Genomic DNA, 25,428 nt, shown 5'->3' on the forward strand with positions numbered 1-25,428 from the left:
TCATCGCTCACCCCAACGTGAACTGCGCCTGCGTCGGCATTGCTTTGGCAATCGACACGCCCTTGCTAGGCTTCCTCAACCATAAGGAGCCTGCCCATGTCCCGCCTCGCTCTCGTCTTCGCCCTTCTCGCCACGCAAATAGCGCCTGCGCAGGCGCAGACAGAGGCGCGCCGACCGTCGCATTGCATCGCCATCGCCGATGCTGCGCCGGGTCTGGAGTATCTGCAAAAGGCGTCCTGGCAGGACCCGATCCCCGAGTACACCGTGCGTCTGAGCTACATCGGCCATGCCAGCTTTCTGCTGCAAACGCCGGGAGGCCTGAACGCGGTCACCGACTTCACCGGGTTTATCGGCAATGTCGACATGATCCCTGACGTCGTGACCATGAACCACGCCCATGACACGCATTGGACCGCCTTCCCGGATCCCGCCATACCGCATGTCCTGCCCGGCTGGGGCGAACCCTTCGGCAGCGGCATTGACCATCACCTCGATCTTGGCGAAGTGCTGATCCGCAATGTGTCCACCAACATTCGCTCGCGGTTCGGCGGCACAGAGGAAAAGGGCAATTCCATCTTCGTCTTCGAGGTCGAAGGGCTGTGCATCGGGCACCTTGGCCACCTTCATCACATTCCGACGGATGAACAATTCGCAGCCCTCGGGCGGCTGGATGTTGTCATGGTTGCGGTGGATGGCGGCATGACCCTGCCGCTCAACAAGGTCGTGCCCATGCTGGAACGGCTACGCTCCTCCGTCGTGATCCCCATGCACTGGTTTTCCGGCTACGCGCTGGAACAGTTCCTGACCGAGATCGGCGAAAGCTTTGCCATCGACCGCCGCGATGCCTCGTCGATGGAGGTCAGCCTGCGCAGCTTGCCCTCCCGTCCGACCGTCGTGGTCCTGCGCCCTGCCTACCTGCGCTGACCCCTTGCATCCCGGTCCCACTGGCCTATCCCTTGGGGGAGTATAAAGGACCGACCATGACGCTGACCCCCGCTACCGATGCCTTTGCCGACACGCTGTCCCAGCAGTTGCCCGCCGACACCCTGCGCCGCGTCGAACCTCGGTTTCTCGAAGAACCGCGGGGCCGCTGGCAAGGATCGTCAGGCTGGGTCGCCCTGCCGCGCAGCACCCAAGACGTCGCCACCATCGTGCGCCATTGCGCGCAGTCCGGCACCGGGCTGGTGCCTTACGGTGGCGGCACCGGGCTGGTGGGTGGGCAGATCGCCCCTGACGGCGCGCCGCTGCTTCTGTCGCTGGAGCGCATGACCGCCGTCCGCGCCGTCTTTCCAGAGGAAAATGCCCTGACAGTCGAGGCAGGTGCCATTCTCGCCGACGTGCATGATGCCGCCGAGGCCGTGAACCGCCTCTTCCCGCTGTCGCTTGCCTCTCAGGGGTCTGCGCGCATCGGTGGCCTGCTGTCCACCAACGCCGGCGGCATCAACACCCTGCGCTACGGCAACGCCCGTGATCTGGTTCTGGGGCTGGAGGCCGTGCTGCCCGACGGTGAGATCTGGAACGGTCTGAAACGTCTGCGCAAGGACAACACCGGCTACGATTTGCGCCATCTCCTGATCGGGGCCGAAGGGACGCTGGGCGTCATCACCGCCGCCAGCCTGAAACTGTTCCCCCGTCCCAGCGCCACAGGCACCGCCTTGCTGGCAACCCCTTCCCCGGCCACGGCGCTGTCTTTGCTCGCCCGCGCCCGTGACCTTCTGGGGGACACCATCTCCGCCTTCGAGTTGATCCACCGTCAGGGCATCGACTTTCTGGCAGAGACACTGCCCGACATCCGCCGCCCCTGGCCCGCGCCACCGGAATGGTGCGTGCTGATCGAAATCGGCACCGGCCCTGCAACCGATCCGACCGAAGCCCTGGAGACCCTCTTTGCCAGCGCGCTGGAGGACGGGCTGTCCGAGGACGGCCTCATTGCGCAATCCAAACAGCAATCGCAGGACTTCTGGACGATCCGGGAACAGATCCCCGAGGCCAACCGCCGCATCGGCTCCATCTCCAGCCACGACATTGCGCTGCCGCTCTCTGTCATACCGGAATTCATCCCCGAAGCACACGCGCGCCTTGCCGAGATTGACAGCTACCGCATCAACTGCTTCGGCCACTTGGGGGATGGCAACCTGCACTTCAACGTCTTTCCCATGCCGGGCCGGACCCGCGCCGACCACGCCCACCAACGCGACGCGATCAAGACCTGCGTGCATGACCTGACCCACGCCATGGGCGGCTCCGTCAGCGCAGAGCACGGCATCGGGCGTCTGAAAACCGATGACATGCTGCGCTACGGCGACCCGACCAAGCTGGCCGCCATGCGGGCGATCAAATCAGCGCTCGACCCGGCGGGCATCATGAACCCCGGTGCGGTGCTGCCCGACTAGCGCGGCCCGGCACGTTTCTTTGCTTTCCAGATCCTCCGAGGATGCCGGGCTGTCCCCCGCGTCCTCATCGCTACTGCGAAACGCGGAACACGCAGCCATCGGACAACAGCTCCGGTGGCGTGAGGCACAGACCACGGGCGACCTCGAAAGCGGCGAGGACTTTCGGCACATAGTCCCGCGTTTCTGCAAAATCCGGCACGCCGCCGTGGGTGCCGATGGAATTTTCGCCCGCATTATAGCCCGCAAGCACCAGGATTGGGTCGCCATCGAATTTCTCGATAAGAAAGTCGAGGAACCGCACCCCACCGCGAATGTTCTGCACGGCGTCCAAGGAATCCTCGACGCCAAATCGGCTCGCGGTGGCGGGCATGAGCTGCATCAACCCCTGCGCGCCTGCGCTGCTGACGGCCGCCGGTCGCCCGCCGGATTCCACATAGATCACGGCCAGCGCCAGCGCAGGTGACACGCGGGTCCCGACGGTTTCCATCAACAGATCCCTGCCGTGCACCGCCGCGATATCCTGGATGTCCTGCAATCTCGGCGCGGCAACCCGTGCCCCACCCGGCCCTTTGCTCAAGGAGGCCAGGGCAGGCGCAAGACGGCCCGGCGCAGTTGCCTCGATCGTCGGGGACACCACGTCCCAGAACCAACTGTAGTGACCGGTCGCCGCACGCGGCGCGCTGGCCGCGGCACTGGCACGCTGAACAGGGGCGGGATCGGTTATGGTTGGCAACGGCGGCACCGCAGGATTGGCGCGTGGCGCGATCTGCACCGTGATACGCTTTTCTCCCGGCTTGGGCGGTTTCACCCGACGGGCAGAGAAGTCACCGGTGATCTGCTGCGCCTCAAGCGCAAGCGGCACAGACAGCAGAACGGTCAAAGCCGCAGCTTTTGCGATAGTGAGTCCCATGGGCTGCTCGATCCCTTGTCGGGTTTTCTTTGACCTAACTTCGCACAATTCGCCCCAAAACACCAATAGTGTTGCCATTCCAGGAACCGCCTTGCCTCACCACCCTGCCCGAAAGGATACAAATCCCCACCGAGGCGACGGCGATCAGCCTGTTTTACACAATGAAACCATAGCGTTGCATATTTTAATTACGAAATTAGCCTCGGCTTAAAAATCACTACAATCAGGTCAAAAAAACGCCCCAAAGCAGGTTCAAAACTAGGTCATACCAACGAGGGACAGGGAATGAGAGAGCCCGCTACGATCCCAAAGCTGGTCCACGTGAGCACAACATACCTACGGAGAGAGACCATGATGAACTTTATCAAAAACTTCCGCAAAGACGAAGCCGGCGCCGTGACAGTTGATTGGGTCGTCCTGACCGCAGCCGTCGTGGGCCTGGCCGTGGCCGCCTACACCCAGATCGAAACATCGACCACGACCCTGATCAACGCAGCCGCTGACCGCGTCGACACAGAAAACACTCTGGCAGCTGACTGATCGGCGCTCCGCAGTCCACGTGGACCGCGTGACCATCGCCTGATCGGCTGAGACTTGCGCGGGTTTCGCCCCTCGCGCGCCCCCACATTCCATAGCTCAGAAGGCCCGCGATGGGTCAGAGCTTCAGATCGAGAGACAAAACCATGTTCGCATTCATCAAGAACTTCCGCAAAGACGAAGCCGGCGCCGTGACAGTTGACTGGGTCGTTCTGACCGCAGCCGTCGTGGGCCTGGCCGTGGCCGCCTACACCCAGATCGAAACTTCGACCACGACCCTGATCAACGCAGCCGCTGACCGCGTCGACACAGAAAACACTCTGGCAGCTGACTAATAGCCACCGCGCCGCTCTTGTACGCGGCGTGACCACCTCTTGAGGGAGGCGTCCGCAAAACGCGCGCGCCTCCTTTTTCCATCTGGCTGGCCAGTCACTGGGTCCGCCCGTTTTTATATCAGTAGGAAACAGGCGCATGTTCCAGATTATCAAGCGTTTTACCCGCAATGAGTCCGGTGCTGTCACCGTGGATTGGGTCGTTTTGACCGCCGCCGTGGTCGGGCTCGCCGTTGCTGCATATTTGCAGATTGAAACAAGCACCCACACTCTGGCGAATGCTGCCGGCGCGCGCATCGGGGCAGAACCCCTTCCGACCGAAGAGTAAGGACACCGGCGGCCCTGCCCGCTGAGACGCCCGTCTTCCTCGAAAGGTCTGCTCAGGCGTGCCACGTGTGGCACGCTTCATTGCTCTGAGGCCCAAGCGCCTTGGAAAGGCCGCAAAGGCTCCACGCTCTCGCAACAATGCAGTGAGACTTTAGAAAACCGCCGTAGGACGCCATCCGTGCCCTGCGACTGACGCGTACCATGAGGTGATTTATGCGACTTGTATTCGGACTGGTTCTTCTCGTCGGAATCGGCCTCGCCGGTTTCGCCGTTTACATGGCTCAGAACTATATCGGAGCGTATGAGACCGCGCTGGACCAAGCTCAGCAAAACCAGGTGGCCTCCGTCCCGACAAAGATGGTGTATGTCTCGGTCAACGCCATTCCCTATGGCCACGAAGTCACCGAGGACGACGTGAAGCTGGCGCCCTGGCCCGTGGAAATCATGCCCGAGGGTGTCTTTACCGAGGACTCCCCGTTTCTGGGCCCCGGCATCGAGCGCCGCGTCGCTCTGCGCGCCATCGACCCGTTTGAGGCCCTTCTGCCCAGCAAGGTGTCCGAACCCGGCGGCTCCGCCGGGCTGACGTCCCATCTGCGGGCGGGAGAAAGTGCGTTTGCCCTGAAGGTGGACGTGGCCTCCGGCGTGTCCGGCTTCTTGCGCCCCGGCGACAGGGTGGACATTTACTGGACAGGTCGCGTGGAAACGCCGTCGCTTAACGGCGACGGGCGTGGTCAGACGAACGAAGTCACCCGGCTGATCCAAAGCGGCGTGCGCCTGATTGCCATTGACCAGAACGCCGAGGCGGACACATCCGCGACAAGCATCGCGCAAACCGTCACCGTTGCCGGCACCCGCGACGTGGTCAGTGTGCTGACCCACGCGCAGTCGACCGGCAAGCTGACCTTGTCGCTGATCGGCGTGACCGACACCACCCCCGTCACGGGTCCGATCGAAGTGGACCAAATGTCGATGCTCGGCATCGAGCGCGCGGCGCCGACGCCGCAGGCTGCTCCGAAGGCGAAGACCTGCTCTACCCGTGTACGGCGCGGGTCAGAGGTGATGGAGATCCCAATTCCCTGCACCAACTGACCCAGCCAACTGACCCGGCAGTCATCATGTCACGCAACACTCAGAGCGCGCGCATCCGCGCTCTGATTCCATTTACGGGCCTGGCCTCTGCTATACGAAAAACCGGATCTGTGACCGGTTATCCACATAAAGCGTGCAGCCGAATGCCTTGATTCTTGCATTAAAAGCAGTTGTGCCGCACAGTACCGGCAAATGTGGGCAGCAAGACCCGCGAACGAGGCGTGATCGAAAGGCAGGTCACATGCAAATTGACGGATTTATAAAGGCGGCCCTGCTTGGGCTGACCTTGGGCGCTGCGACACTGTCCGTGCCGGCCCATGCGGAATCCATCCGCGTGGTGCGCACAGGCACGGAGTCGGTTCTGAACGTGCCGATGAACCGCGCTGTGGTCGTCGAAAGTGATATCCCCTTCGCCGAACTCTCCATCGCCAACCCCGCCATCGCTGACATTTCCTCCCTTTCGGATCGCACCATCTACGTTCTGGGAAAATCGCCCGGCACGACGACGTTGACCATCCTCGACGCGGCGGGTCAGCTTGTGACGAACGTGGATGTGCGCGTGGCCGCGGACGTGACCGAGTTCAAGGAACGGCTGCGCCAGATCCTGCCAGAGGAAACAATTGAGGTGCGGACCGCAAACGATGGCATCGTGTTGTCTGGCACCGTCACGTCTATTGCGCGCATGGAACGCGCGCTGGATCTGGCCCAACGCTATGCACCGGAGCGGGTCTCCAACCTGATGGTGGTCGGCGGCATTCAGCAGGTGATGCTGAAGGTCCGCTTTGCAGAAATGCGCAGGTCGGTATCCAAGGCGCTGCGCGCGTCGATCGCAACCGGCGGTTCGGTGTTGAATGGCGATCTGGGCGTCGAGCTTGGCACCGGGAACGCCGCCGTTGCCGCGGATGTGGACGCTGTTGCCAACAAGCTTGGCCCCCGCCGCATTGGCACGGATGGCGCGGTGATATTCGGGTTCAACGCGGGCGGCCTCGAAGTGGGCATCCTCCTCGAAGCGCTTGAAAACAAGGGGATGGTCCGCACCTTGGCGGAGCCGAACCTGACCGCCTTGTCGGGCCAGGAGGCCACGTTTCTCGCTGGCGGCGAATATCCCGTTCCGGTGGCGCAGGGGGATGATTCCGTCACCATCGAATTCAAACCCTTCGGTGTGGAGCTGGCCTTCGTGCCGCGTGTCATTGATGGCGACCTCATCAACCTCGAAATCGAGGCTGCGGTGTCCTCTATCGACACCAGCAACGGCATCACCTTTTCGGACGTCACGGTCGCTGGCTTTGCGCGCCGCGAAACGTCGACCACGGTCGAGCTCCGTGACGGTGAAAGCTTCGCCGTCGCAGGCCTGCTGCAGGAAGATTTCTACAACCTGAACAGCCAGGTGCCCTGGCTCGGGGACGTGCCGATCCTTGGGGCGCTGTTTCGGTCCGCTGAATACGAACGGGAACAGTCGGAGCTTGTGATCATCGTGACACCGCATCTGGTGACGCCGGTGCGGGGCGAGGCGCTTGCGCTGCCAACCGACCGCGTGACCCTGCCCACCGAGCGCGAGTTGTTTCTGGGCGGCAAGGTCACCGGCGGCCGCACGCCCACAACAGGTGCCGCAGGCGAAATCGCCAAGCAGGATTTCAACGGCTCTTACGGCTACGTGATGGATTGATGACCATGGCAGACACCTCCCTTCCCCGGCCGACCTTCAGGCTTGCCCTGTCCGGGATGGCGATGGGGCTGCTCGTTTCGGGCTGTTCCTCCTCGACCCAAAGCTCCATGGTCGAAGGCTTTCGCAGCGATGTGGGCGCCTCCGTCGACACCGGTGCCTTTGGCAATGCGACGATGAACAACCATCAGTACATGACCGGCGAAAAGACCTACGTCTATGAACTGTCGCAGCGCTTTGCCTCCGAGGTGATGACAACGGTGAACTTTGCGTTCAACTCTTCGGTGCTGGACCAGGGCGGCGTAGACACCCTGCGGGAACAGGCGCGGTGGATACGCCAGTTCCCCGAGGCGACGTTCCGCGTTTATGGCCACACCGACAAGGTTGGCGGCAACGGGTACAACAAGGCGCTTGGCCTTGCCCGTGCAAATACAGTCGTGAACTTCCTCGTCAGCCAGGGCATCTCCCGCTCCCGTCTGGAGGCCGTCGTGTCCTTTGGCGAAACACAGCCCCTGATTGTGACCGAGGGACGCGAACGGCGTAACAGGCGTACCGTGACCGAAGTGTCTGGCTTTGTCGGGCGGCATCCCACCGTGCTCGAAGGCAAGTATGCCGAGATTATCTATCGCGAATACATCAACAGTGCGGAACCGTCCTCCTCGCTGAACGCACAAACCGGCAACGAACTGTCCATTGGTCAGTAACCCGGCCTGATCGGAAGAGTGTCTGAAATTTCATCGGGCTGCCAATGACTTGGCGGCCCGTTTTGCTGTCGGACACATGTGTTTGAACTGGTGCCGGTATCGGCAAAGAGCGCCTTGGTTTCCGGGCAGCGTACAGAAACACCGCACAATTATGAGGTTTTGGCCAAAATGTCGCCTCGTTTGCAGGAGAAGTTGTGCAGGAACCAGATTTGCGCCGAACCGAATCGGCGCCCGTGTCTGAGGGGGGCCGGCAGAATGCCGCGACCGTAGCCCGAAGCGCGAGGAATGAAGGACGAGAGGCATGACAGGTACACCCGCAGATCCCGCCCCCATCGTGGCCTGCACCATCAGCCGGGACGTACAGAACTTCGACCTGCTGATTGAGGACATGGAAACCCTCCTTGGTGAAGCCTGGGGAGATCTTGGCTTTGACGAGGCGTTGCCCTTCCTGCACCAGCCAGAGGCCGCAGAGATGGAATTCGTCGCGATTGCGATCGACGCCATCGACGAGGGCGAGCTGTCGTATATCACCGAAATCATCGCCGGCGCGAAGGCGCTGGGGATCAAGGTGATCCTGATTGCCGAGGATGTCACACCGGCTTCGCTGCACCAATTGCTGCGCGGTGGCGCAGATGAGTTCGTGCCCTACCCCCTGCCCGAAGGGGAATTGTCGGCAGCCGTCGAAAGGCTGCGCACACAGGACCCGGTGCCCGTGGCTCAGGCCCCCGAGGGGTCCAAGGTCAAACTGGCGGGCGACGGCGACGGTGTCCTTATCGGTGTCCAGGGGCTGTCCGGCGGCTGCGGCGCGACCACGCTGGCGGTCAACCTCGCCTATGAGCTGGCCACTGTGTCGGCAGGGAACAAGCCGCCAAAAGTCTGCCTGATCGACCTGGGCCTGCAGTTCGGCTCCGTCGCCACGTACCTCGACCTGCCCCGGCGCGAGGCGGTGTTCGAGACGCTCTCTGACATCGAATCGATGGACGGTGACAGCTTTGGTCAGGCGCTTGTGTCTTTCGAGGACAAGCTGCAGGTCTTTACCTCCCCTGCCGATATCCTGCCACTGGATCTGGTCGGTCCCGCCGAGATCGGCAAGCTGCTGGATGTGGCGCGGGAGCACTTCGACTATGTGGTGGTCGACATGCCCGGCAGCCTTGTCCAATGGACGGAGACCGTCCTGACAGAGGCGCAGATCTTTTTTGCCGTCATGGAGCTGGACATGCGTTCCGCCCAAAACACCCTGCGGCTGAAGCGCATGCTGCAATCCGAAGAACTGCCGTTCGACAAGATCCGCTTTGCGCTGAACCGTGCGCCGAAATTCACCGATCTTCAGGGCAAGAGCCGGGTGAAGCGCATGGCAGACAGCCTTGGGATTTCGCTGGAACTGCAACTGCCTGACGGCGGTCGCGCCGTGATGCAGGCCTGCGACCATGGCCAGCCGCTTGCAACGCACGCGACGAAAAACCCGTTGCGCAAGGAAATCGTGAAACTGGCTGAAATGCTCAATGCCATCGGCGCCGACAGCGCCGAGGCGGCATGATACGAGGGGTCTGCTGAATGTTCCAGCGCTACAAGAAAACCGGCACGTCAAAGCCTGCAGGAAAGCCTGTCCCGGCAGCGGGCTTGAAGCTGGATCCCGCGGGCGCCGCTCCCGTGGCGGAGAAGCCGTCGATCACCTCGTCGCGGGCACCATCAGCGGCGCGCAAGGTGGTGCCAAAATCAGCGATCTCCGCCCCTGCGGACAAGGAAAAGAAGCGCAAGGAACGTCTTGGCGAGGTCAAGCTGGAGCTGCACCGCGCCTTGTTGGAAAACCTCAACCTCGCGGCGCTGGATCAGGCCACCGAGGCGGAGCTGCGCGAAGAAATATCTGAAATCGCAACCGAATCCCTGCAGGAAAAGGGCCTGGTGCTGAACCGCGAAGAGCGGCGCACCATGATGACCGACCTCTACGACGAGGTGAAGGGACTTGGTCCGCTGGAAGCGCTGCTCAAGGATGAGACCGTCTCGGATATCCTGGTGAACGGTCCGCACCAGATCTTTGTGGAACGCGAAGGCAAGCTGCAGGTCAGTGACATCACCTTCAAGGATGAGAAGCACCTGATGCGGATCATCGACAAGATCGTCTCTGCCGTGGGACGTCGCGTCGATGAATCGAACCCTTACGTCGATGCGCGTTTGCAGGACGGCTCGCGTTTCAACGCCATGGTGCCGCCGATTGCCATCGACGGATCGCTGGTCTCGATTCGTAAGTTCAAGAAAGACAAGCTGGGCATCGACGACCTGGTGAACTTTGGCGCCTTCACCGAGGAGATGGCCGTCTACCTTCAGGCCGCCGTGGCCACCCGCCTGAACATCATCGTCTCCGGCGGTACCGGCTCCGGTAAAACCACCACGCTCAACGCCCTGTCGTCCTTTATCGACGACAGTGAACGCATCCTGACCATCGAGGATACGGCCGAACTTCAGCTGCAACAGTCCCACGTGGGCCGCATGGAATCCCGCCCCCCGAATGTGGAGGGCAAAGGCGCCGTCACGCCCCGAGATTGCCTCAAGAACGCCCTTCGGATGCGCCCTGACAGGATCATCGTGGGCGAAACGCGCGGCGAGGAGGTCATCGACATGTTGCAGGCCATGAACACGGGTCACGATGGATCGATGACCACGATCCACGCGAACTCCGCCCGCGACGGCGTGGCGCGTCTGGAAAACATGATCGCCATGGCGGGCATCGACATGCCGCTCAAGGCCATGCGCAGCCAGATTTCATCGGCCGTGAACCTGATCGTGCAGGCGTCGCGTCTGCAGGACGGGTCGCGCCGCATGACCTCCATCACGGAGATCACCGGCATGGAAGGGGATGTTATCTCCATGCAGGAGCTGTTCCGCTACCAGCGGGTCGGCCTGACCCCGGACAACAAGATCATCGGCCATTTCACCGCGACCGGCGTTCGGTCTGCCTTTTCCGAACGGTTCCGCATGTGGGGCTACGATGTCCCGGCCTCGATCTACGAACCGTTCCGACCCGATTGACCAGTTTTCCCGTTACCCTCAGTCTTCAAAGCGAGTAATCGATTATGCTCACTGCAGCACCCATCATTTACGGCATGATCTTCCTGGGAGTCGTCGCTTTGGTGAACGGCGTCTATCTGGTCGCCTTCGGCAAATCGATCTCCTTCTCGAACAAGGTCAACCGCCGCCTGGAAATGCTTGAAAAAGGCGAACGGCGCGAAGACGTGCTGGCAAAACTCCGCAAGGAGATGGACCAGCATATGGAAAGCCGCTCGCTGCCGATCTACTCGATGCTGGCGGACAAGGCCAACAAGGCCGCCATCGCGTTCACGCCACAGCAGCTGCTGATGATCATGGCAGGCGCCTCGGTTTTTGCCTTCGTCGGTCTGACCATTGGCACAGAGACCGGGCCGGCCGTACGCGCCGTTGTGGCCGTGGTCATGGGCGTGGGCGGCGTGTTCATGTGGGTCAGCCACAAGGCCAAGAAGCGCCTAGCGATGATCGAGGAACAGCTTCCCGACGCGGTGGAGCTGATGGTGCGCTCCTTGCGAGTCGGGCATCCGTTCAGCTCTGCGATCACCATCGTTTCCAAGGAGATCAAGGACCCGCTGGCCACGGAATTTGGCATCATCGCGGACGAATCCGCTTACGGACGCGATATAGGTGAGGCCCTGAAACACATGGCGGAACGCCTGGACATGCAGGACATGCGCTTCCTCGCAGTCGCCGTGGCGATCCAGCAGCAGGCGGGCGGCAACCTCGCGGAGATCCTCGAAGGTCTGGCCAAGGTGATCCGGGCACGGTTTCGCCTGTTCCGCCGCGTGAAGGCGATCACCGCCGAGGCGCAGTGGTCCGGCAAATTCCTGTCGAGCTTCCCGCTTCTGGCGCTGCTGTTCATTCAGGTGACGAAGCCGGACTACTACGACGGGGTCAAGGACCACGAATACTTCATCCCGGGCTGTCTTGTGGTGGCCGTCATGCTGGCGCTGAACATGCTTGTCATGCGCTGGCTCGTGGACATCAAGGTCTAAGGAACGCACACCATGTTCGATAAAATCAACACCATGATCCACGAGACACTGGGCCCTGCCGGTCCATTGATCCTGGTCGCCGGTCTTGCGGTTTTGCTGATCCTCTCGACCATCCCCATGATGCTCAGCCAAAAGCCTGATCCGCTGGACAAGCTGAACGAGGGCGCGCAGAAAAAGATGGATGCGCAGCAGCGCGCCGTCCTGCGCGACAAGAAGCGCAACGAGAAGCTGAACAAATACGCACAGTTCCTCGAACCACAGGACGCCAAGGAGCTGTCCGAGATCAAGATGAAGCTGCTTCAGGCGGGCTATCGGTCCAAGGACGCCGTGCAGATCTACTACTTCATGCAGTTTGTGCTGGGCATCGGTCTGCTCGCCGCCGGCACGTTGTACTATGTGCTCTTTATCGACCCGGAAACGGCGACCATGCAGACCAAGCTCTATTACATCCTGGGCCCCGGGATCGTCGGCTACATGGCACCGAAATACTGGGTCAACAAACGGGTGGAGAAGCGCAAGGATGAGATCCAGTCCGGTTTTCCGGACGCGCTCGACATGATGCTGGTCTGTGTCGAAGCCGGGCAATCCATGGAACAGTCCATTTTGCGTGTCGCGAAGGAACTGCGCGCATCCTACCCCGCCCTGGCGGATGAATACGAGATCATCAGCCACGAAATGAAAGCGGGCAAGGATCGCGGGCAGGTCTTGAACGACATGTCGGAACGCTGCGGCCTGCAGGATGTGACGAGCTTCGTGACCGTGTTGAACCAGGCCCAGACCTTCGGCACCTCGATTTCGGATGCGCTGCGGGTTTATGCGGCCGAAATGCGCGACAAACGCGTGATGCGCGCCGAAGAGGCCGCCAACAAGCTGCCCACGAAGATGACACTGACCACAATGATGCTGACCGTGCCGCCATTGCTGATCATCCTAGTGTCGCCCTCGATCGTCGGGATCGCAAACATGGGGAACATGTCGCCGTAGCCACAGATCACCTGCGTCACACCGGATGGCCCGTACAGTCAGACTGTGCGGGCCGTTCCATCCGGAGCGCCGACCAGCGTCGCGCAATCCCGGGCCACATTGCATTTCTCGCAAATTTGCGGCAGCCTTCGACACAGGTCGGCGCAGAACGACAGATCAGAACAAAAAGGCGGTTTCTTCCTATGCCTTTCAGAGGTCCTTTGATCCGCGCGGCCTGCGCGGTGTCTTGCGTTCTGGCCCTGACGGCCTGTGCGGAAAAGGACACGCGCCCGCCTGATAGCCCTTTCGCGCCGACGCTCGACCCCGATGGGGAGGCCGTCGACGGGCTGATCGTCGGGCACCGCCTGATGGAAGCCGGCGAATACAATATGGCGTTGGAATCCTTCATCCGCGCCGCCGCGAGCCACGGCTTGACCGCAGAAGTACTCGTGGCCCTGGGATCGGCCAATCTTTCGCTCGGGCGCCTGAACCAATCGGAAAAGCTGTTGCGCCGCGCGATCGAGCTGGAACCGGACTGGCCCGAAGCATGGAACAACCTTGGGGTTGTCGTGATGGAGCGGAATAAACCGTCCGAGGCCGTACAGATTTTTCGCCGCGCCTATGCGCTCGACAATGGCGAAAGTGACTCAATTCGCGACAATCTTCGCTTGGCGCTCGCAAAACTTGACAATAGAGTTTACGATAACGGTCAACAAGAAGATTTCAAACTCGTGCGCCGGGGCAGCGGAAGCTATCTGATCCGACGCAATACAGAGTGAACGAGGCCCCAGGCGGCCCCAGACAGATCCCGAGACTCGCCGCCAGATGCGGGCCGGACCAAAACAACCGTCACAAAGGCGGGACCGAGGCAGAGCAGTAAGAGGACGCAGGCAACATGCGCCATTCCATCGTTGTACTATTGGGCGCGGTCGCCGTGACCGCCTTGTCGGCCTGTGAAAGGAACATCGACAAGGCCGAGATGGATCGCAAGTTCCAGGGCGTGAATGTCATCGACGAAAGCAACCTCAACGAGGTGATGCTATCCGTGCGCGACCCGAACGAAGCGGTCGATTATTTCCAGCGCAGCTCCGCGGCGGCTCCCGACCGCATCGACCTGATGCGCGGCCTTGCCTCCTCTTTGATCCGCGCCAAACGCATCCCCGAAGGCCGTGCGGCCTGGGCCCAGGTGGTCGCGCACAAAGACGCCACGCACGAGGATTCCGTGCAGCTTGCCGACGCTCTGATCCGCGCCAACGACTGGGGACAGGCGGAAATCGTGCTGAACAGCGTGCCGCCCACCTACGAGACCTACAAACGCTATCGGCTGGAGGCGATGATCGCCGACGGCAACAAGAACTGGGCGAAGGCCGACAGCTTCTACGAGGTGGCCATGGGTCTCACCACGGAACCTGCGTCGGTCATGAACAACTGGGGTTATTCCAAGCTCAGCCGGGGCCAGTTCGCAGAGGCAGAGCGGCTGTTCACAGAGGCCATCCGCGCCGACGAAACCATGTTCACCGCCAAGAACAACATGGTCATGGCGCGTGGCGCCCAGGGAAATTACACCCTGCCCGTCATGCCCATGAGCCAGACGGAGCGTGCCGAACTGCTGTACACGCTGGGTCTGGCGGCGGTAAAGCGCGGCGATGTGCAAATCGGCAAGGGCCTGTTGCGGGATGCCGTGGAAACCCATCCGCAGCACTTTGACGCCGCAGCACGCGCCCTGACCGCGCTGGAAGAAGGTTCCTGACGCCGTGATGTCGATCACTGCCGCCTCCGCCACGTGGTTCCTGCCTTTCACGCTGCCCATCTGCCTCTATATCATGTTCACCGACATGAAGCAGATGCGCATTCCGAACCATGCCGTCGGCACGCTGTTCGTGGTCTTCGTGGTGATCGGTCTGATCGCCCTGCCCTTCTCTGAATATCTCTGGCGCTACGTCTATTTTCTTGTGGCGCTCGTGGCGGGCATGGCCCTGACCGCCGCGCGCGCCATGGGCGCGGGCGATGCCAAGTGGATTGCCGCCATGGCGCCGTTCATCCATCTGGGGGACCTGAGCTTTCTGATGATCCTTTTCGGCGTCACGTTGCTGGCGGCCTTCATCGGGCATCGCTTTGCCAAACTGACACCGATCCACAATCTGGCGCCCGCATGGGTCAGCTGGCAGGCGGGCAAGAAATTCCCCATGGGACTGGCGCTTGGCCCCACGCTGGCGATCTATCTGGCGCTTGGCGTCTTTTACGGCCAGCCCGCCCCCTGATCCGCCACTCGGGCGAGTGTGGACAAAGCCCTTCAACCTCCCAGATCCTGCCGCGACCACGCCACAATCCTGGATAATTTTGGCAACAATACTTCCGGGCAGGACATCCAAAATGAACATGCAGACCGGCACCGTAATGGCGCCCCCGACACCGCGCCAGATCGAAGACATCGGGCTGTCGAACGTCATGATGCGCGACATCATCCTGAAGACACTGTTCCGCAAGAACACCAACAAGGTCACGGACCTCGCCCGCACTGTCAGCCTGCCCGTTCCGATCTGTCAGGAACTCATCGACATGGCCCGCAGCCAGAACCTTGTCGAGGCGATGGGCACGCTCGGGGCTGCAGGCCAGGTGGCCAATGAAATGCCCTATCAGCTGACCGACAGTGGCAAGGCCCGTGCCCTCGACGCGCTGGCCCAGTCCGAATACTTTGGCCCCATGCCCGTGCCGCTCAAGGATTACCGCGCACAGGTTGAACGCCAATCCATCCGCAACATCCAGATTACGCGCGAACAGTTGACCGGGGCCATGGGCCACCTGGTCCTGCCACAAGATCTGATTTCCAACCTCGGCCCTGCGGTCAGCTCCGGCCGATCAATCCTGATGTACGGCCCGCCGGGCAACGGCAAATCCTCGATCTCCAACGGCATCCGCGACGCCATGGGCGATCACATCTACATCCCCCGCGCGCTGGAATATTCCGGCCAGATCATCTCCATGTTCGATCCCATCGTGCACACCATTGCCGACGGTGATTCCCAGGACACCTCCACCCTGCGACAACGCTCCCGCTTCGACCGCCGCTACGTGCTGTGTCAGCGCCCCACTGTCATCACCGGGGGCGAACTGTCGCTGAGCATGCTTGACCTCGTCTACAATCCCACGGCCCGCACCTATCAGGCCCCGCTTCAGCTGAAGTCCACCGGCGGGATTTTCATCGTCGACGACCTAGGCCGTCAGGCAGAGCCGCCGCAAAAGCTGGTGAACCGCTGGATTGTTCCGCTGGAGGAATCCAAGGACATCCTCGCCCTGCAATCGGGTGAAAAATTCGAGGTGCCTTTCGACACGCTGGTGATTTTCTCGACCAACTTCCACCCCAACGAGATCTTTGACCAGGCCGCGTTGCGCCGGATCTTTTTCAAGATCAAGATCGACGGACCCACTCAGGAGAACTTTCTGAAAATCTTCGCCCTCGTGGCGCGCAAGAAGAAGATGCAATTGGACGAGGCCAGCCTCGTGCACCTTCTGAAGCACAAGTACCCGACAATCCAAAACATATTCGCGAACTACCAGCCGGTTTTCCTGATCGACCAGATGATCGCGGTCTGCGATTTCGAGGGTATTCCCTACAAAATGACCCCGGAGCTGATCGACAGGGCGTGGAGCAACATGTTCGTAAAAGACGAGAAAATCGTCAAATAGGCCGGTTTTCTAGAAACCTCAGACCAAGCCGTAGCGGCGGGGCCGTACCTCTGGCTGAGCCATCCAGACCATGCCACACACACCGCAACTTCAGCACACCAGGGCGGCTGCGGGTGTCACGCCTCTCGCCTCTGCCAGTGCCCTCACAACGCGTGCCAAGCGCCTCTCTCGATACATGGGGGAGACCGAAATGCCCCCGGAGAAGCGGTTTTTCATCTGTCGCGGTTTTTCTTGGATTTCCCGCTTGACGCCAAGCGCGCCCCACCTTAGACCCCGCCCACGGTCCGGCGCGGTAGCTCAGTTGGTTAGAGCGAACGACTCATAATCGTTAGGTCGGGGGTTCGAGTCCCCCCCACGCCACCACCGTTCTCCTCCAGTATGAACAAGATTGCTTTGAAGCCTGTCCGGGCTCTCCAAGCGTACCATATCCTTTGCACCACGTTCTCGCCCCTCTTCGCTCGGACCGCGGCCTTGACCCGTCGCAGTGCGATCGGAGCGCCGCAACCTGCGGTCAGATCATGGCTGAGAGTTACGCCCCACCCATGAAAGGCCTGGCAAGGATCACAAGGCCACCGGCCCTCCGGCGCGGCCACAGCAAGCAGGCAGCCGTTCGATGACCGTGTAACGGCCGCATCCCACGCACCACACGACAGAGGGGCCCAAACCTGAGTTCGCGCCGGTCGGCACAGCGTGTCGCGGCGGCGCATTTCACTCTGATATGTAAGGGAGATAAGTGGCAGCCCGTAGGGGAATCGAACCCCTCTTTCCAGGTTGAAAACCTGGCGTCCTAACCGATAGACGAACGGGCCACTGATGTCGCTGTCTTCGCCTATTTGGCGCGGCACAACAACCGCTTTCCGCACTCTTTTCCGAAGAAAAGTGGCAGCCCGTAGGGGAATCGAACCCCTCTTTCCAGGTTGAAAACCTGGCGTCCTAACCGATAGACGAACGGGCCACTCTGTCGGTGTCGCGTCTAATATGAAAAGCCTCCCCTCCGTGCAAGGGCAAAAACACCAAAGTCCCCGACATTTTTTCACGCAGCTTTGCTGTGTATTTTGCGCAACGGGACCAAGGCGACTCCAAGTCGCGCAATCCCTGACGGTTTCAGCGAAATAAGGTCAGTCGTGGCACGGGCTGGCATCATCCAGACGCAATTGCACCGAATGGCGTCCCTGCCATGTGTTGATGTCCAGCTTGCCCGCCAGGTGAAACCGCTTGCCGCCGTGATTCATCAGCGCCGGACCCAACGGCCCGTCCATTGCGCCAAAGGCGATTCCCTCCAGGCGACCGCCCAGGCCATCGTCGGCACGGAACTTCAGATGGCCGCTGCCCACCACTTTGACAAAGCCGATGCGCACGTCCGGCACCACGTAGCGCGGTCCCGGCGCCCCCTGCCCGAACGGCCCTGCGCGCTCCAGATCCTGCACCAGCTCCACCTGTGCCGCACCGGGCATCAGCAGGCCGTCCACACGCAGGTCCGCCGCGCCGCCTTCTCCGGCCCCCTGCTTGGCCAAAAGCGCCCCGAGCCGCTCCATCGCGGCCTCCAGCTTGCCTTCGGCCACGGTCAGCCCGGCGGCCATGCGGTGCCCCCCGCCCTTGATCAGCAGCCCTTCGCTGGCCAGTCGCTGCACGCAGGCGCCGAGGTCGACCCCCGCGACCGACCGGCCCGATCCCTTGCCCTCGCCACCGTCCAGACCGATCACGATCGCGGGGCGGTTGGTCTGCTCTTTCAGGCGGGACGCGACGATGCCCACAACACCGGGATGCCAGCCCTCGCCCGCCGCCCAGACCAGCGGTCCGTCCAGCCCGCGCTCTTCGGCCTGCGCCAAAGCAGCCGCACGCACCGCAGCCTCGACCTCCCGCCGCTCTGCGTTCAGCTCCTCGAGCCGCGCCGCCAGGGCCTGCGCCTCCGCCGGGTCATCGGTGGACAGCAGACGCGCGCCCAGATCCGCCGCACCGATGCGGCCACCAGCGTTCACGCGCGGCCCCAGAACAAAGCCGAGGTGATAGGCCTCCGGCGCGCGTTCCAGCCGCGCGGCATCCGACAGCGCCACCAGACCGGGCCGCGCCCGCCCGGCCATGACCTTCAGCCCTTGTTGCACCAAAGCCCGGTTCACCCCCTTCAGGGGCGCCACATCCGCCACCGTCGCAAGCGCCACCAGATCCAGCATCGCCATCAGATCCGGACCACGCTCACCGGCCAGCCGCAATTGCCGCCCGGCCTCCACCAGCATCAAAAACACCACGGCAGCCGCACACAGATGCCCCAGCGCGCCATCCTCGTCCTGCCGGTTCGGGTTCACCACCGCGACGCAATCGGGCAAGGTCTCCCCCCCGAGGTGGTGGTCCAGCACCACCACATCCGCGCCCACGGCCGCTGCAATCGGATCATGCGACAAGGTCCCGCAATCGACGCAGACGATCAGATCATGGTCCTTGGCCAAAGCGGCCATCGCCGCATCGTTCGGCCCGTAGCCCTCGTCGATGCGATCCGGCACATAAAGCGTCGCGGGCCGCCCCATCTGCCGCAGCCAGTCGATCAGCAGCGCCGCAGAGGATCCGCCATCCACATCGTAATCGGCAAAGACAGCAATCCGCTCGCCGCGTTTCACCGCCGCCAGAAACCGCTCTGCCGCACGTTCCATATCCTTCAAGGATCGAGGGTCCGGCAGCAAATCCCGCAGCTTCGGCGAAAGATAGGAATCGCACTCCGCAAAGGGCACGCCCAGCCGCGCCAGCAACGCACACAAAGGCCGCGCCAACCCGCTTTGCTGCGCGATCAGTTCCGCCTGCCGCTCCACGTCCGCACCGGGGCCAACCCAGCGACGCCCCAAAAGGCTCTCTTCCACGTCCAGATAGGCCACGCGCATTCCCCTTCTGATCTCTCCGCAGGGCATATCCAAACCCCATCCAAAGCAAAAGGCCCCCGCGCTGCGCGGAGGCCTTTGTATCGGTGGACGGTCCCATCTGCCGGTCAGCACACGGGGCCAAAGCGGTCGTCAGATCTTGTGCTCGAACGGGTTGCGATACTGCATCCGCCGCACGGATCCGGTCTTGGAGCGCATCAGGATGGTTTCCGTCTCGATCCAGCCGGGGCTGCGCTTGATGCCTTCGACGACTGACCCGTTGGTCACGCCGGTCGCGGCAAAGATCACGTGGTCCGTCACCAGCTCGTCACGCGCGTAGATCTTGTTCAGGTCGGTGATCCCGGCCTTCGCCGCGCGGCCCCGTTCGTCATCGTTGCGGAACAGCAGACGGCCCCACATCTGGCCACCCATGCACTTGAGCGCCGCCGCCGCCAGAACGCCCTCAGGCGCGCCGCCAGAGCCCATGTACATGTCGATGCCGGTCTTCTCGGTCTCGGCGCAATGCATGACACCGGCCACGTCGCCGTCGGTGATCAGCCGGATGCCAGCGCCGGTCTTGCGCACTTCGGCGATCATCGACTCGTGGCGCGGACGGTCCAGAATGCAGCAGGTGATGTCCCGCGTGGTGCAGCCCTTGGCCGCGGCCAGCGCCTCGACCCGTTCGGCAGGCGACATGTCGAGCGATACCACATCCACCGCATAGCCCGGCCCGATGGCCAGCTTGTCCATGTAGACGTCCGGCGCGTGCAGCATCGAGCCGCGCGGGCCCATGGCGATCACGGTCAGCGCGTTGGGCATGTCCAGCGCCGTCAGCGTGGTGCCTTCGAGCGGGTCCAGCGCGATGTCCACGCCGGGGCCGCCGCGACCCACTTCCTCACCGATGTACAGCATTGGCGCTTCGTCGCGCTCACCCTCGCCGATCACCACCACGCCGGAAATGTCGAGCTTGTTGAGCTCTTCGCGCATGGCGTTGACCGCAGCCTGGTCAGCGGCCTTTTCATCCCCACGCCCGATCAGGTCGGCGCTGGCGATGGCCGCTTGCTCTGCCACGCGGGCAAGGCCCAGAGACAGCATGCGATCATTGAAATCCTTGGGCTCGGGCATTTGGTCGTCCTTTGCAATAACTTTGACGAAGGCTTAACCCAGCCCCGTGACAGGGGGAAGACTGCCAGCGCTAACAGTTCTCCCCTTGATGCAAGCCAGATCGAAAGATGCGTCTGTCCGGACGAAACGGCGCGTCGCCCAGGCGCAACTGGCCGCGCGCCCGCGCGACATACGCCCCCTAGAGCGCAGCCAGCGGGAAGGCGAGGTTGCTCCATGCGTTTAACGGCTCGCTCCACAGTCCGGTGCCGGCCCGCTCGCAATACAGATCAATGGGCGCGGACCAATCCATCGGGCCTCCTCAAGCGCACAACAGACTGCGCGACCAGACCATGAAAAAGGGCGGGGAAATCCCCGCCCTGCAAGCCCTCAGACCTGTTCGATCCGCAACGCCACAGGCGTATCGGATATGACACCGGTGGTCGACATCCGCGCCAATGCGTCGTCCAGCGCCGCCCGCGTCGTCTTGTGCGTGACGATCAGCACCGGGGCGCTCTCGTTGACGTGGTCGTACTGGCGCATCCGGTTGATCGAGATCCCGGCCTCGCCCAGCGCGGTGGCGACTTTGGCCAGTGCGCCGGGTTTGTCCACCAGACCCATGCGCAGGTAATAGGGCGCGGCCACCGCCGCCTGCGCGGCCACCGACTTTTCCAAGGTCGCGGCAGGCTGGCCAAAGGTGGTCATCCGCAGACCGCGCGCAATGTCCATCACGTCGCCCATCACCGCGCTGGCAGTGGGGCCTTCGCCCGCACCGGCGCCTCGCAGCACGACCTGGCCCACCTGATCGCCTTCGATCACCACCATGTTGGTGCCGCCCTCCAGCTGCCCGAGGGCCGAGTTCGCGGGCACAAGGCAGGGCGCCATGGATTGTTCCAGCCCCCGGCCGGTCATGCGCGCCACGCCCAGCAACTTGATCCGGTAGCCCATGTCGGCCGCCTGACGAATATCGTCGATGCTGACCCGCTGGATGCCTTCCAGCTCCACCGCGTCGAAATCCACCTGCGTGCCAAAGGCGATGGAGGACAGCAGCGCCAGCTTGTGCCCCGCGTCGATCCCGCCCACGTCCAGATTCGGATCTGCTTCGAGGAACCCCAGCTTGTCCGCCTCGTCAAACAACGCGTTGTAGCCCTGCCCCGTGGCCTCCATCCGCGTCAGGATATAGTTGCAGGTGCCGTTCATCACGCCCATCACACGGGTGATGTCATTGCCGGCCAGACCTTCGGTCAGCGCCTTGATGCACGGGATGCCGCCCGCGACGGCGGCCTCGAACCGCAGCACCGCGCCGTTGGCCTCTGCCAGTTCCGCCAGCGCCTGACCGTGATGCGCCAAAAGCGCCTTGTTCGCGGTCACCACGTCCTTGCCCGCCTTCAAAGCGGCCTCGACCGATGCCTTCGCCGGGCCGTCGCTGCCGCCCATCAGTTCGATATAGATGTCCACGTCATCGCGGGTTGCCAGCGTCACGGGATCGTCTTCCCATGCGTATTGCGTCAGCGACACGCCGCGATCCTTGTCCCGGTTGCGGGCAGAGACAGCGACCACTTCGATCCGGCGGCCAGAGCGCGTCTCCAGCATGGCCGCTTTCTGGCGAACGATTTTCACAACACCGGCACCGACGGTCCCCAGACCGGCAATTCCAAGGCGCAAGGGGTCTGACATGGGGCGTTCCTCCGGGACAATTGGCCTGATGCGCCCCCGTTACCGCCAAGTGCTGCGCCCTGCAACAGGGGGAAGCGCCAAGCCCCGCGCCCACGACGTCGCAGCCACGCTCAAAGCTGCTGTTGGCGCAACTCTTCAGCGCGTTCGCGCAGCAAACGCAGCCTGCGCGCGACCGCATCTTCCTGCGCCACATCCCGGCGCGACAACCGGTCTGCGCGGGACTGCAACCCGCCGACCCGGCCCTCGACCTGCTCAATGACCTCCACCGTGGCATTGGGCGCAGTCGGCTGTCCCACCACCCCCTCCAGCGGAATCAAATCCGGATAGGGGGCCTGTGCCACGCCCTCTGACTGCACCGTGTCCAGTTCCGGAAACTGTGTGCAGGCGGTCAAAGCCACCACGGGCAAGGCCCAAACGAGATCACGTATACGCATCATTCCCCCGTCATGCCGCATCCCGTGCGCTCGCACAATCCTATGATGAAGGCCACCTGCGACGGCGGGCGCGCCTTCCGCTTGATCTGAACACTCGTTCATATAATCTGCCTGCATGGCGCGCACCCAAGGTTCCCACGCAGAAATCACCGGCCCTCGCATTCAGGCTGCGGCGCAACGGCTGTTTGCCGATCACGGCTATGCCGCCGTGTCCATGCGCCAAATCGCCGGGGAAGTCGGGCTACAGGTGGGGGCGCTGTACAACTACACGCCCGACAAGCAGGCGCTGCTGGTCTCCCTGCTGGAGGGCCACATGCACGATCTGCTCGACACATGGGCCGCGCTGCCGCAGACCGTTGAGCCCATGCAGAACCTGGAATCCTTCGTCCGCTTTCACATCGCGTTTCATATGGCGCGCCCACAAGCCGTCTTCATCGCCTATATGGAGCTGCGCAATCTGACGCCGGACAATTTCACCCGGATCGAAAGCCTTCGCCGCCGCTACGAGGACGCGCTGACCACCATCCTCGACCGGGGCCGCGCCAGCGGGGACTTCCATATCGACGATGCCAAGCTCACGACCTTCGGCATCATCGCCATGCTGACCGGCGTCACCACGTGGTATCGTGACGGCGGGCGCCTGACGCCCACCGAAGTTCAGGACCACTACTGGAACATGGTCCGCCGCGCCGTCACAGCCTGACCCACAGGCCCTTCCGGCCCTGTCGCCTGCCAGTAAACGGCGCAGGGCGTGCTCCTTGGTGGCGGCGCGCCCCGCCCGCGCCACCCTCATCCCGCTCAGCGCTTTTGCTGAACCGTTTCAAGGTATTCGACCAAGGCCACCAGCTTGCGCGGCGTCGGTGTCTGAATGCCATCGCCGCTGTCGAACGGCACCAGATCGCCCTCAAGCAAGGCACCGAACTCCGGCATCCCCGGCCCCGTCATGTCAGAGCGCGCGTAACCGTCCACGATCGACATGATCTTTGCCCGGGGAAAGGTGTCCTTGTGGCGCAGCTCGATCAGGGTCAGATCCTTTGGCGCCTTCTCCAGACGGCGGGCCAACGGGCCGTTGCCCTTGGCATCCTCGCCGTGACAGACCGCGCAATTTTCCATGAACAGCGCCTGCCCGTCCTGCGGTCCGGGCATCTCGCCCGCGCCGTCTTCCATACATCCGCTCAGCGCCACTGCGCCCAATGCTGCCAGAATAAATGCCCGCATGCCTCGTCTCCTTCTTTTGCCACCTGTGATGCCTTCACGCGGCACGCGAAGCAAGGCCTTAGCCCTGCAACGCCTGAAGGTAGCTCAGCAAGTCCGCCATGCGCGATGTCGTCAGATGCCCCGCCGCGCCCGGTTCGGCCCACTCCACCAATGGCCCATCCATCGCCACGGCAAAGCTCGGCGCAATGCCGCGATGGTAGGGGCCGGGCGTCATGTTCATCCGTGTGCTCACATACCGGGCCGGAAACACCCCGCCGTTGCCGTGCGCCAGCCTCGTCAGATCTGCGGGCCGCTCCGCCGTCATCACCGCCAGAGGACCGTCGCCGCGCCCCTGTGCGCCGTGGCAATCAGAGCACCAATGCGCATAATTGCGCCCCCCGGCAAAATTCAGCCCTGTGGGCTCGATCGGATCGGGCACGACCGTCCTTTGCGGTGCGACCATCGTCAGCGCGGCCGGGGCTGGCCCCGTCCCGCTCAGCGTCACCGGTGCCTCAGGCTGGGCGCGAAACAGCCCACACCCCGCCAGCATCGCAACGCCCGCCAACAGCGCCCCGCGCTTCATCCAAATCGTCATCTGTCGCCCCTCCCTGCCCGGCCTTTGTTGGGCCGTCTGCCACAAGGCGCGTGACGCAGGCCGCCTGTACCGCCGCCCTGTCAGACACGGACGCCGAGGACACTCTTGCCTGATCCTGCCAAAACTCACACCCTGTTAGAAAGGAATTTCGCCCTCTGGCTGTTCGCTTTGCAACCCAGAGTGACAGAAATCACGCCATCCAAGCCCGTTCACGCCCCCCCTCGCGCACGGCATCGCCCGAGGCCCTGCACGGGCACCCCAGCCTGCAACCCCCCACCCATCTCCTGCGACACACGCAATCAACCGATGACGTGCGCCGGGCACATCCGGTGCCCCGCACGTCACCGCAGGCTTACGCACGCCTTGCTGTTTGTCCGGGCCAGCCTTACCACCTTCCCCGACGACACAGCGGTGGCGCAGCCCTCCACCACCTTTCACACATCCTGACCAGCAGGAGCATCCATGACCTCTGAAATGGCCCCCTACGCCCTGACCATGCTGCTTGCCGGGATCGGCATCCCTACGCTCGCCGCGCTGAACGCCGCCCTCGGGCAGCATCTTGGCAACCCGATTGCCGCCGCCGTGGTGCTGTTTTGCGTCGCGCTGGTGCTGTCGCTGATCGTCTGGGCCGTGACAGGCGCGGGCAGCATGGGCGCCGTGCTCAGCGCGCCGCGCCACCTGCTGGGCGGCGGCGCCTTTGTCGCGTTCTACGTGCTGACCGTGACCTTCATCGCACCGCGCTTCGGCGTCGGCAACGCGGTGTTTTTCGTGCTGATCGGACAGTTGATTTCCGCCGCCGCCATCGACCACTTCGGCCTCTTCGGCGCGCGGCTGTCACCGCTGACCTTCACCCGCGCCACGGGCATCACCGTCATGGCCGTGGGTGTCTGGATTACGCAGAGGGCCTGAGGCCCCGGTCCCGACAACGCCCCCGTC

At 62.8% G+C, this 25,428-nt stretch carries 25 protein-coding genes and 3 tRNA genes; 19 read left to right on the forward strand and 9 right to left on the reverse strand.

The annotated features are described in order from the left end of the window. Positions 1-96: 96 nt before the first annotated feature. Both GGQ68_RS04665 and GGQ68_RS04670 read left to right on the forward strand, forming a co-directional pair. A complete protein-coding gene (locus tag GGQ68_RS04665) occupies positions 97-924 on the forward strand; it encodes an MBL fold metallo-hydrolase (protein ID WP_183963406.1) in 828 nt (275 codons plus the stop codon). Between the two features lie 56 nt (positions 925-980). Then, positions 981-2,393 (forward strand): FAD-binding oxidoreductase, encoded by a 1,413-nt coding sequence (locus tag GGQ68_RS04670; protein ID WP_183963408.1) that lies wholly within the window; start codon positions 981-983, stop codon positions 2,391-2,393. 70 nt (positions 2,394-2,463) lie between these two features. Here the strand turns inward: GGQ68_RS04670 and GGQ68_RS04675 are convergent, their stop codons facing one another. Then, positions 2,464-3,303, reverse strand: a complete 840-nt coding sequence (locus GGQ68_RS04675) for a lytic transglycosylase domain-containing protein (RefSeq protein WP_183963410.1) — start codon at positions 3,301-3,303, stop codon at positions 2,464-2,466. A gap of 351 nt (positions 3,304-3,654) precedes the next feature. Here GGQ68_RS04675 and GGQ68_RS04680 point away from each other — a divergent pair, with 351 nt between their 5' ends. The 15 genes from GGQ68_RS04680 (at position 3,655) to GGQ68_RS04750 (ending at position 17,005) form a co-directional block, all read left to right on the forward strand. Further along, positions 3,655-3,843: a Flp family type IVb pilin gene (locus tag GGQ68_RS04680; protein WP_183963412.1), complete on the forward strand. Its 189-nt coding sequence runs from the start codon at positions 3,655-3,657 to the stop codon at positions 3,841-3,843. Positions 3,844-3,986: 143 nt separating this feature from the next. Further along, positions 3,987-4,175: a hypothetical protein gene (locus GGQ68_RS04685; RefSeq protein WP_183963414.1), complete on the forward strand. Its 189-nt coding sequence runs from the start codon at positions 3,987-3,989 to the stop codon at positions 4,173-4,175. Positions 4,176-4,311: 136 nt separating this feature from the next. Then, the gene (locus GGQ68_RS04690) at positions 4,312-4,500 is read left to right on the forward strand and encodes a hypothetical protein (RefSeq protein WP_183963416.1); all 189 of its coding nucleotides are present in this window, start codon (positions 4,312-4,314) and stop codon (positions 4,498-4,500) included. 212 nt (positions 4,501-4,712) lie between these two features. After that, complete coding sequence (gene cpaB / locus GGQ68_RS04695; protein WP_183963418.1) at positions 4,713-5,588, forward strand: Flp pilus assembly protein CpaB; 876 nt, start codon at positions 4,713-4,715, stop codon at positions 5,586-5,588. Positions 5,589-5,829: 241 nt separating this feature from the next. After that, positions 5,830-7,254 carry a type II and III secretion system protein family protein gene (locus tag GGQ68_RS04700; protein ID WP_183963420.1) on the forward strand — a complete coding sequence of 475 codons (1,425 nt, stop codon included), beginning with the start codon at positions 5,830-5,832 and terminating at the stop codon, positions 7,252-7,254. 5 nt (positions 7,255-7,259) lie between these two features. Next, positions 7,260-7,955, forward strand: coding sequence for an OmpA family protein (locus GGQ68_RS04705; RefSeq protein WP_183963422.1), 696 nt, complete (start codon positions 7,260-7,262; stop codon positions 7,953-7,955). Positions 7,956-8,256: 301 nt separating this feature from the next. Next, positions 8,257-9,492, forward strand: coding sequence for a CpaE/TadZ family protein (locus GGQ68_RS04710; protein WP_183963424.1), 1,236 nt, complete (start codon positions 8,257-8,259; stop codon positions 9,490-9,492). Positions 9,493-9,509: 17 nt separating this feature from the next. Beyond that, a complete protein-coding gene (locus GGQ68_RS04715) occupies positions 9,510-10,982 on the forward strand; it encodes a TadA family conjugal transfer-associated ATPase (RefSeq protein WP_183963426.1) in 1,473 nt (490 codons plus the stop codon). 44 nt (positions 10,983-11,026) lie between these two features. Then, a complete protein-coding gene (locus GGQ68_RS04720) occupies positions 11,027-11,992 on the forward strand; it encodes a type II secretion system F family protein (RefSeq protein ID WP_183963433.1) in 966 nt (321 codons plus the stop codon). A gap of 12 nt (positions 11,993-12,004) precedes the next feature. Beyond that, positions 12,005-12,976, forward strand: coding sequence for a type II secretion system F family protein (locus tag GGQ68_RS04725; protein WP_183963435.1), 972 nt, complete (start codon positions 12,005-12,007; stop codon positions 12,974-12,976). 182 nt (positions 12,977-13,158) lie between these two features. Beyond that, positions 13,159-13,734: a tetratricopeptide repeat protein gene (locus GGQ68_RS04730; protein ID WP_183963437.1), complete on the forward strand. Its 576-nt coding sequence runs from the start codon at positions 13,159-13,161 to the stop codon at positions 13,732-13,734. Between the two features lie 116 nt (positions 13,735-13,850). Next, positions 13,851-14,705 (forward strand): tetratricopeptide repeat protein, encoded by an 855-nt coding sequence (locus tag GGQ68_RS04735; RefSeq protein ID WP_183963439.1) that lies wholly within the window; start codon positions 13,851-13,853, stop codon positions 14,703-14,705. Positions 14,706-14,712: 7 nt separating this feature from the next. Next, a complete protein-coding gene (locus tag GGQ68_RS04740) occupies positions 14,713-15,216 on the forward strand; it encodes a prepilin peptidase (RefSeq protein WP_183963441.1) in 504 nt (167 codons plus the stop codon). A 112-nt stretch (positions 15,217-15,328) separates the two neighbouring features. Then, on the forward strand, positions 15,329-16,642 hold the full coding sequence (locus GGQ68_RS04745) for an ATPase (protein ID WP_183963443.1): 1,314 nt from the start codon (positions 15,329-15,331) through the stop codon (positions 16,640-16,642). 286 nt (positions 16,643-16,928) lie between these two features. Further along, a tRNA-Met gene (locus GGQ68_RS04750) sits at positions 16,929-17,005 on the forward strand. 371 nt (positions 17,006-17,376) lie between these two features. On the opposite strand, the gene GGQ68_RS04755 is transcribed toward GGQ68_RS04750, so the two are convergent. From GGQ68_RS04755 to GGQ68_RS04780, 6 genes are all read right to left on the reverse strand, one after another. Beyond that, positions 17,377-17,451 (reverse strand) — tRNA-Glu (locus GGQ68_RS04755). 71 nt (positions 17,452-17,522) lie between these two features. Continuing rightward, positions 17,523-17,597, reverse strand: a tRNA-Glu gene (locus tag GGQ68_RS04760). Positions 17,598-17,760: 163 nt separating this feature from the next. Then, positions 17,761-19,512, reverse strand: a complete 1,752-nt coding sequence (gene recJ / locus GGQ68_RS04765; protein WP_221235520.1) for a single-stranded-DNA-specific exonuclease RecJ — start codon at positions 19,510-19,512, stop codon at positions 17,761-17,763. A gap of 129 nt (positions 19,513-19,641) precedes the next feature. After that, complete coding sequence (glpX, locus tag GGQ68_RS04770) at positions 19,642-20,613, reverse strand: class II fructose-bisphosphatase (protein WP_183963447.1); 972 nt, start codon at positions 20,611-20,613, stop codon at positions 19,642-19,644. Between the two features lie 366 nt (positions 20,614-20,979). Further along, positions 20,980-22,266: a homoserine dehydrogenase gene (locus GGQ68_RS04775; RefSeq protein ID WP_183963449.1), complete on the reverse strand. Its 1,287-nt coding sequence runs from the start codon at positions 22,264-22,266 to the stop codon at positions 20,980-20,982. Positions 22,267-22,376: 110 nt separating this feature from the next. Then, on the reverse strand, positions 22,377-22,703 hold the full coding sequence (locus tag GGQ68_RS04780) for a hypothetical protein (RefSeq protein ID WP_183963452.1): 327 nt from the start codon (positions 22,701-22,703) through the stop codon (positions 22,377-22,379). Between the two features lie 112 nt (positions 22,704-22,815). On the opposite strand from GGQ68_RS04780, the gene GGQ68_RS04785 reads away from it, so the two are divergent. Continuing rightward, a complete protein-coding gene (locus tag GGQ68_RS04785) occupies positions 22,816-23,403 on the forward strand; it encodes a TetR/AcrR family transcriptional regulator (protein ID WP_183963454.1) in 588 nt (195 codons plus the stop codon). Positions 23,404-23,498: 95 nt separating this feature from the next. Here GGQ68_RS04785 and GGQ68_RS04790 read toward each other — a convergent pair whose 3' ends face one another. Continuing rightward, positions 23,499-23,918: a c-type cytochrome gene (locus GGQ68_RS04790; RefSeq protein ID WP_183963456.1), complete on the reverse strand. Its 420-nt coding sequence runs from the start codon at positions 23,916-23,918 to the stop codon at positions 23,499-23,501. 58 nt (positions 23,919-23,976) lie between these two features. Then, on the reverse strand, positions 23,977-24,492 hold the full coding sequence (locus tag GGQ68_RS04795; protein ID WP_183963458.1) for a c-type cytochrome: 516 nt from the start codon (positions 24,490-24,492) through the stop codon (positions 23,977-23,979). 474 nt (positions 24,493-24,966) lie between these two features. On the opposite strand from GGQ68_RS04795, the gene GGQ68_RS04800 reads away from it, so the two are divergent. Continuing rightward, the gene (locus tag GGQ68_RS04800; protein ID WP_183964073.1) at positions 24,967-25,401 is read left to right on the forward strand and encodes a DMT family transporter; all 435 of its coding nucleotides are present in this window, start codon (positions 24,967-24,969) and stop codon (positions 25,399-25,401) included. Positions 25,402-25,428 lie beyond the last annotated feature (27 nt).

It is taken from the genome of Sagittula marina, from assembly GCF_014196795.1.
Classification (GTDB): domain Bacteria; phylum Pseudomonadota; class Alphaproteobacteria; order Rhodobacterales; family Rhodobacteraceae; genus Sagittula; species Sagittula marina.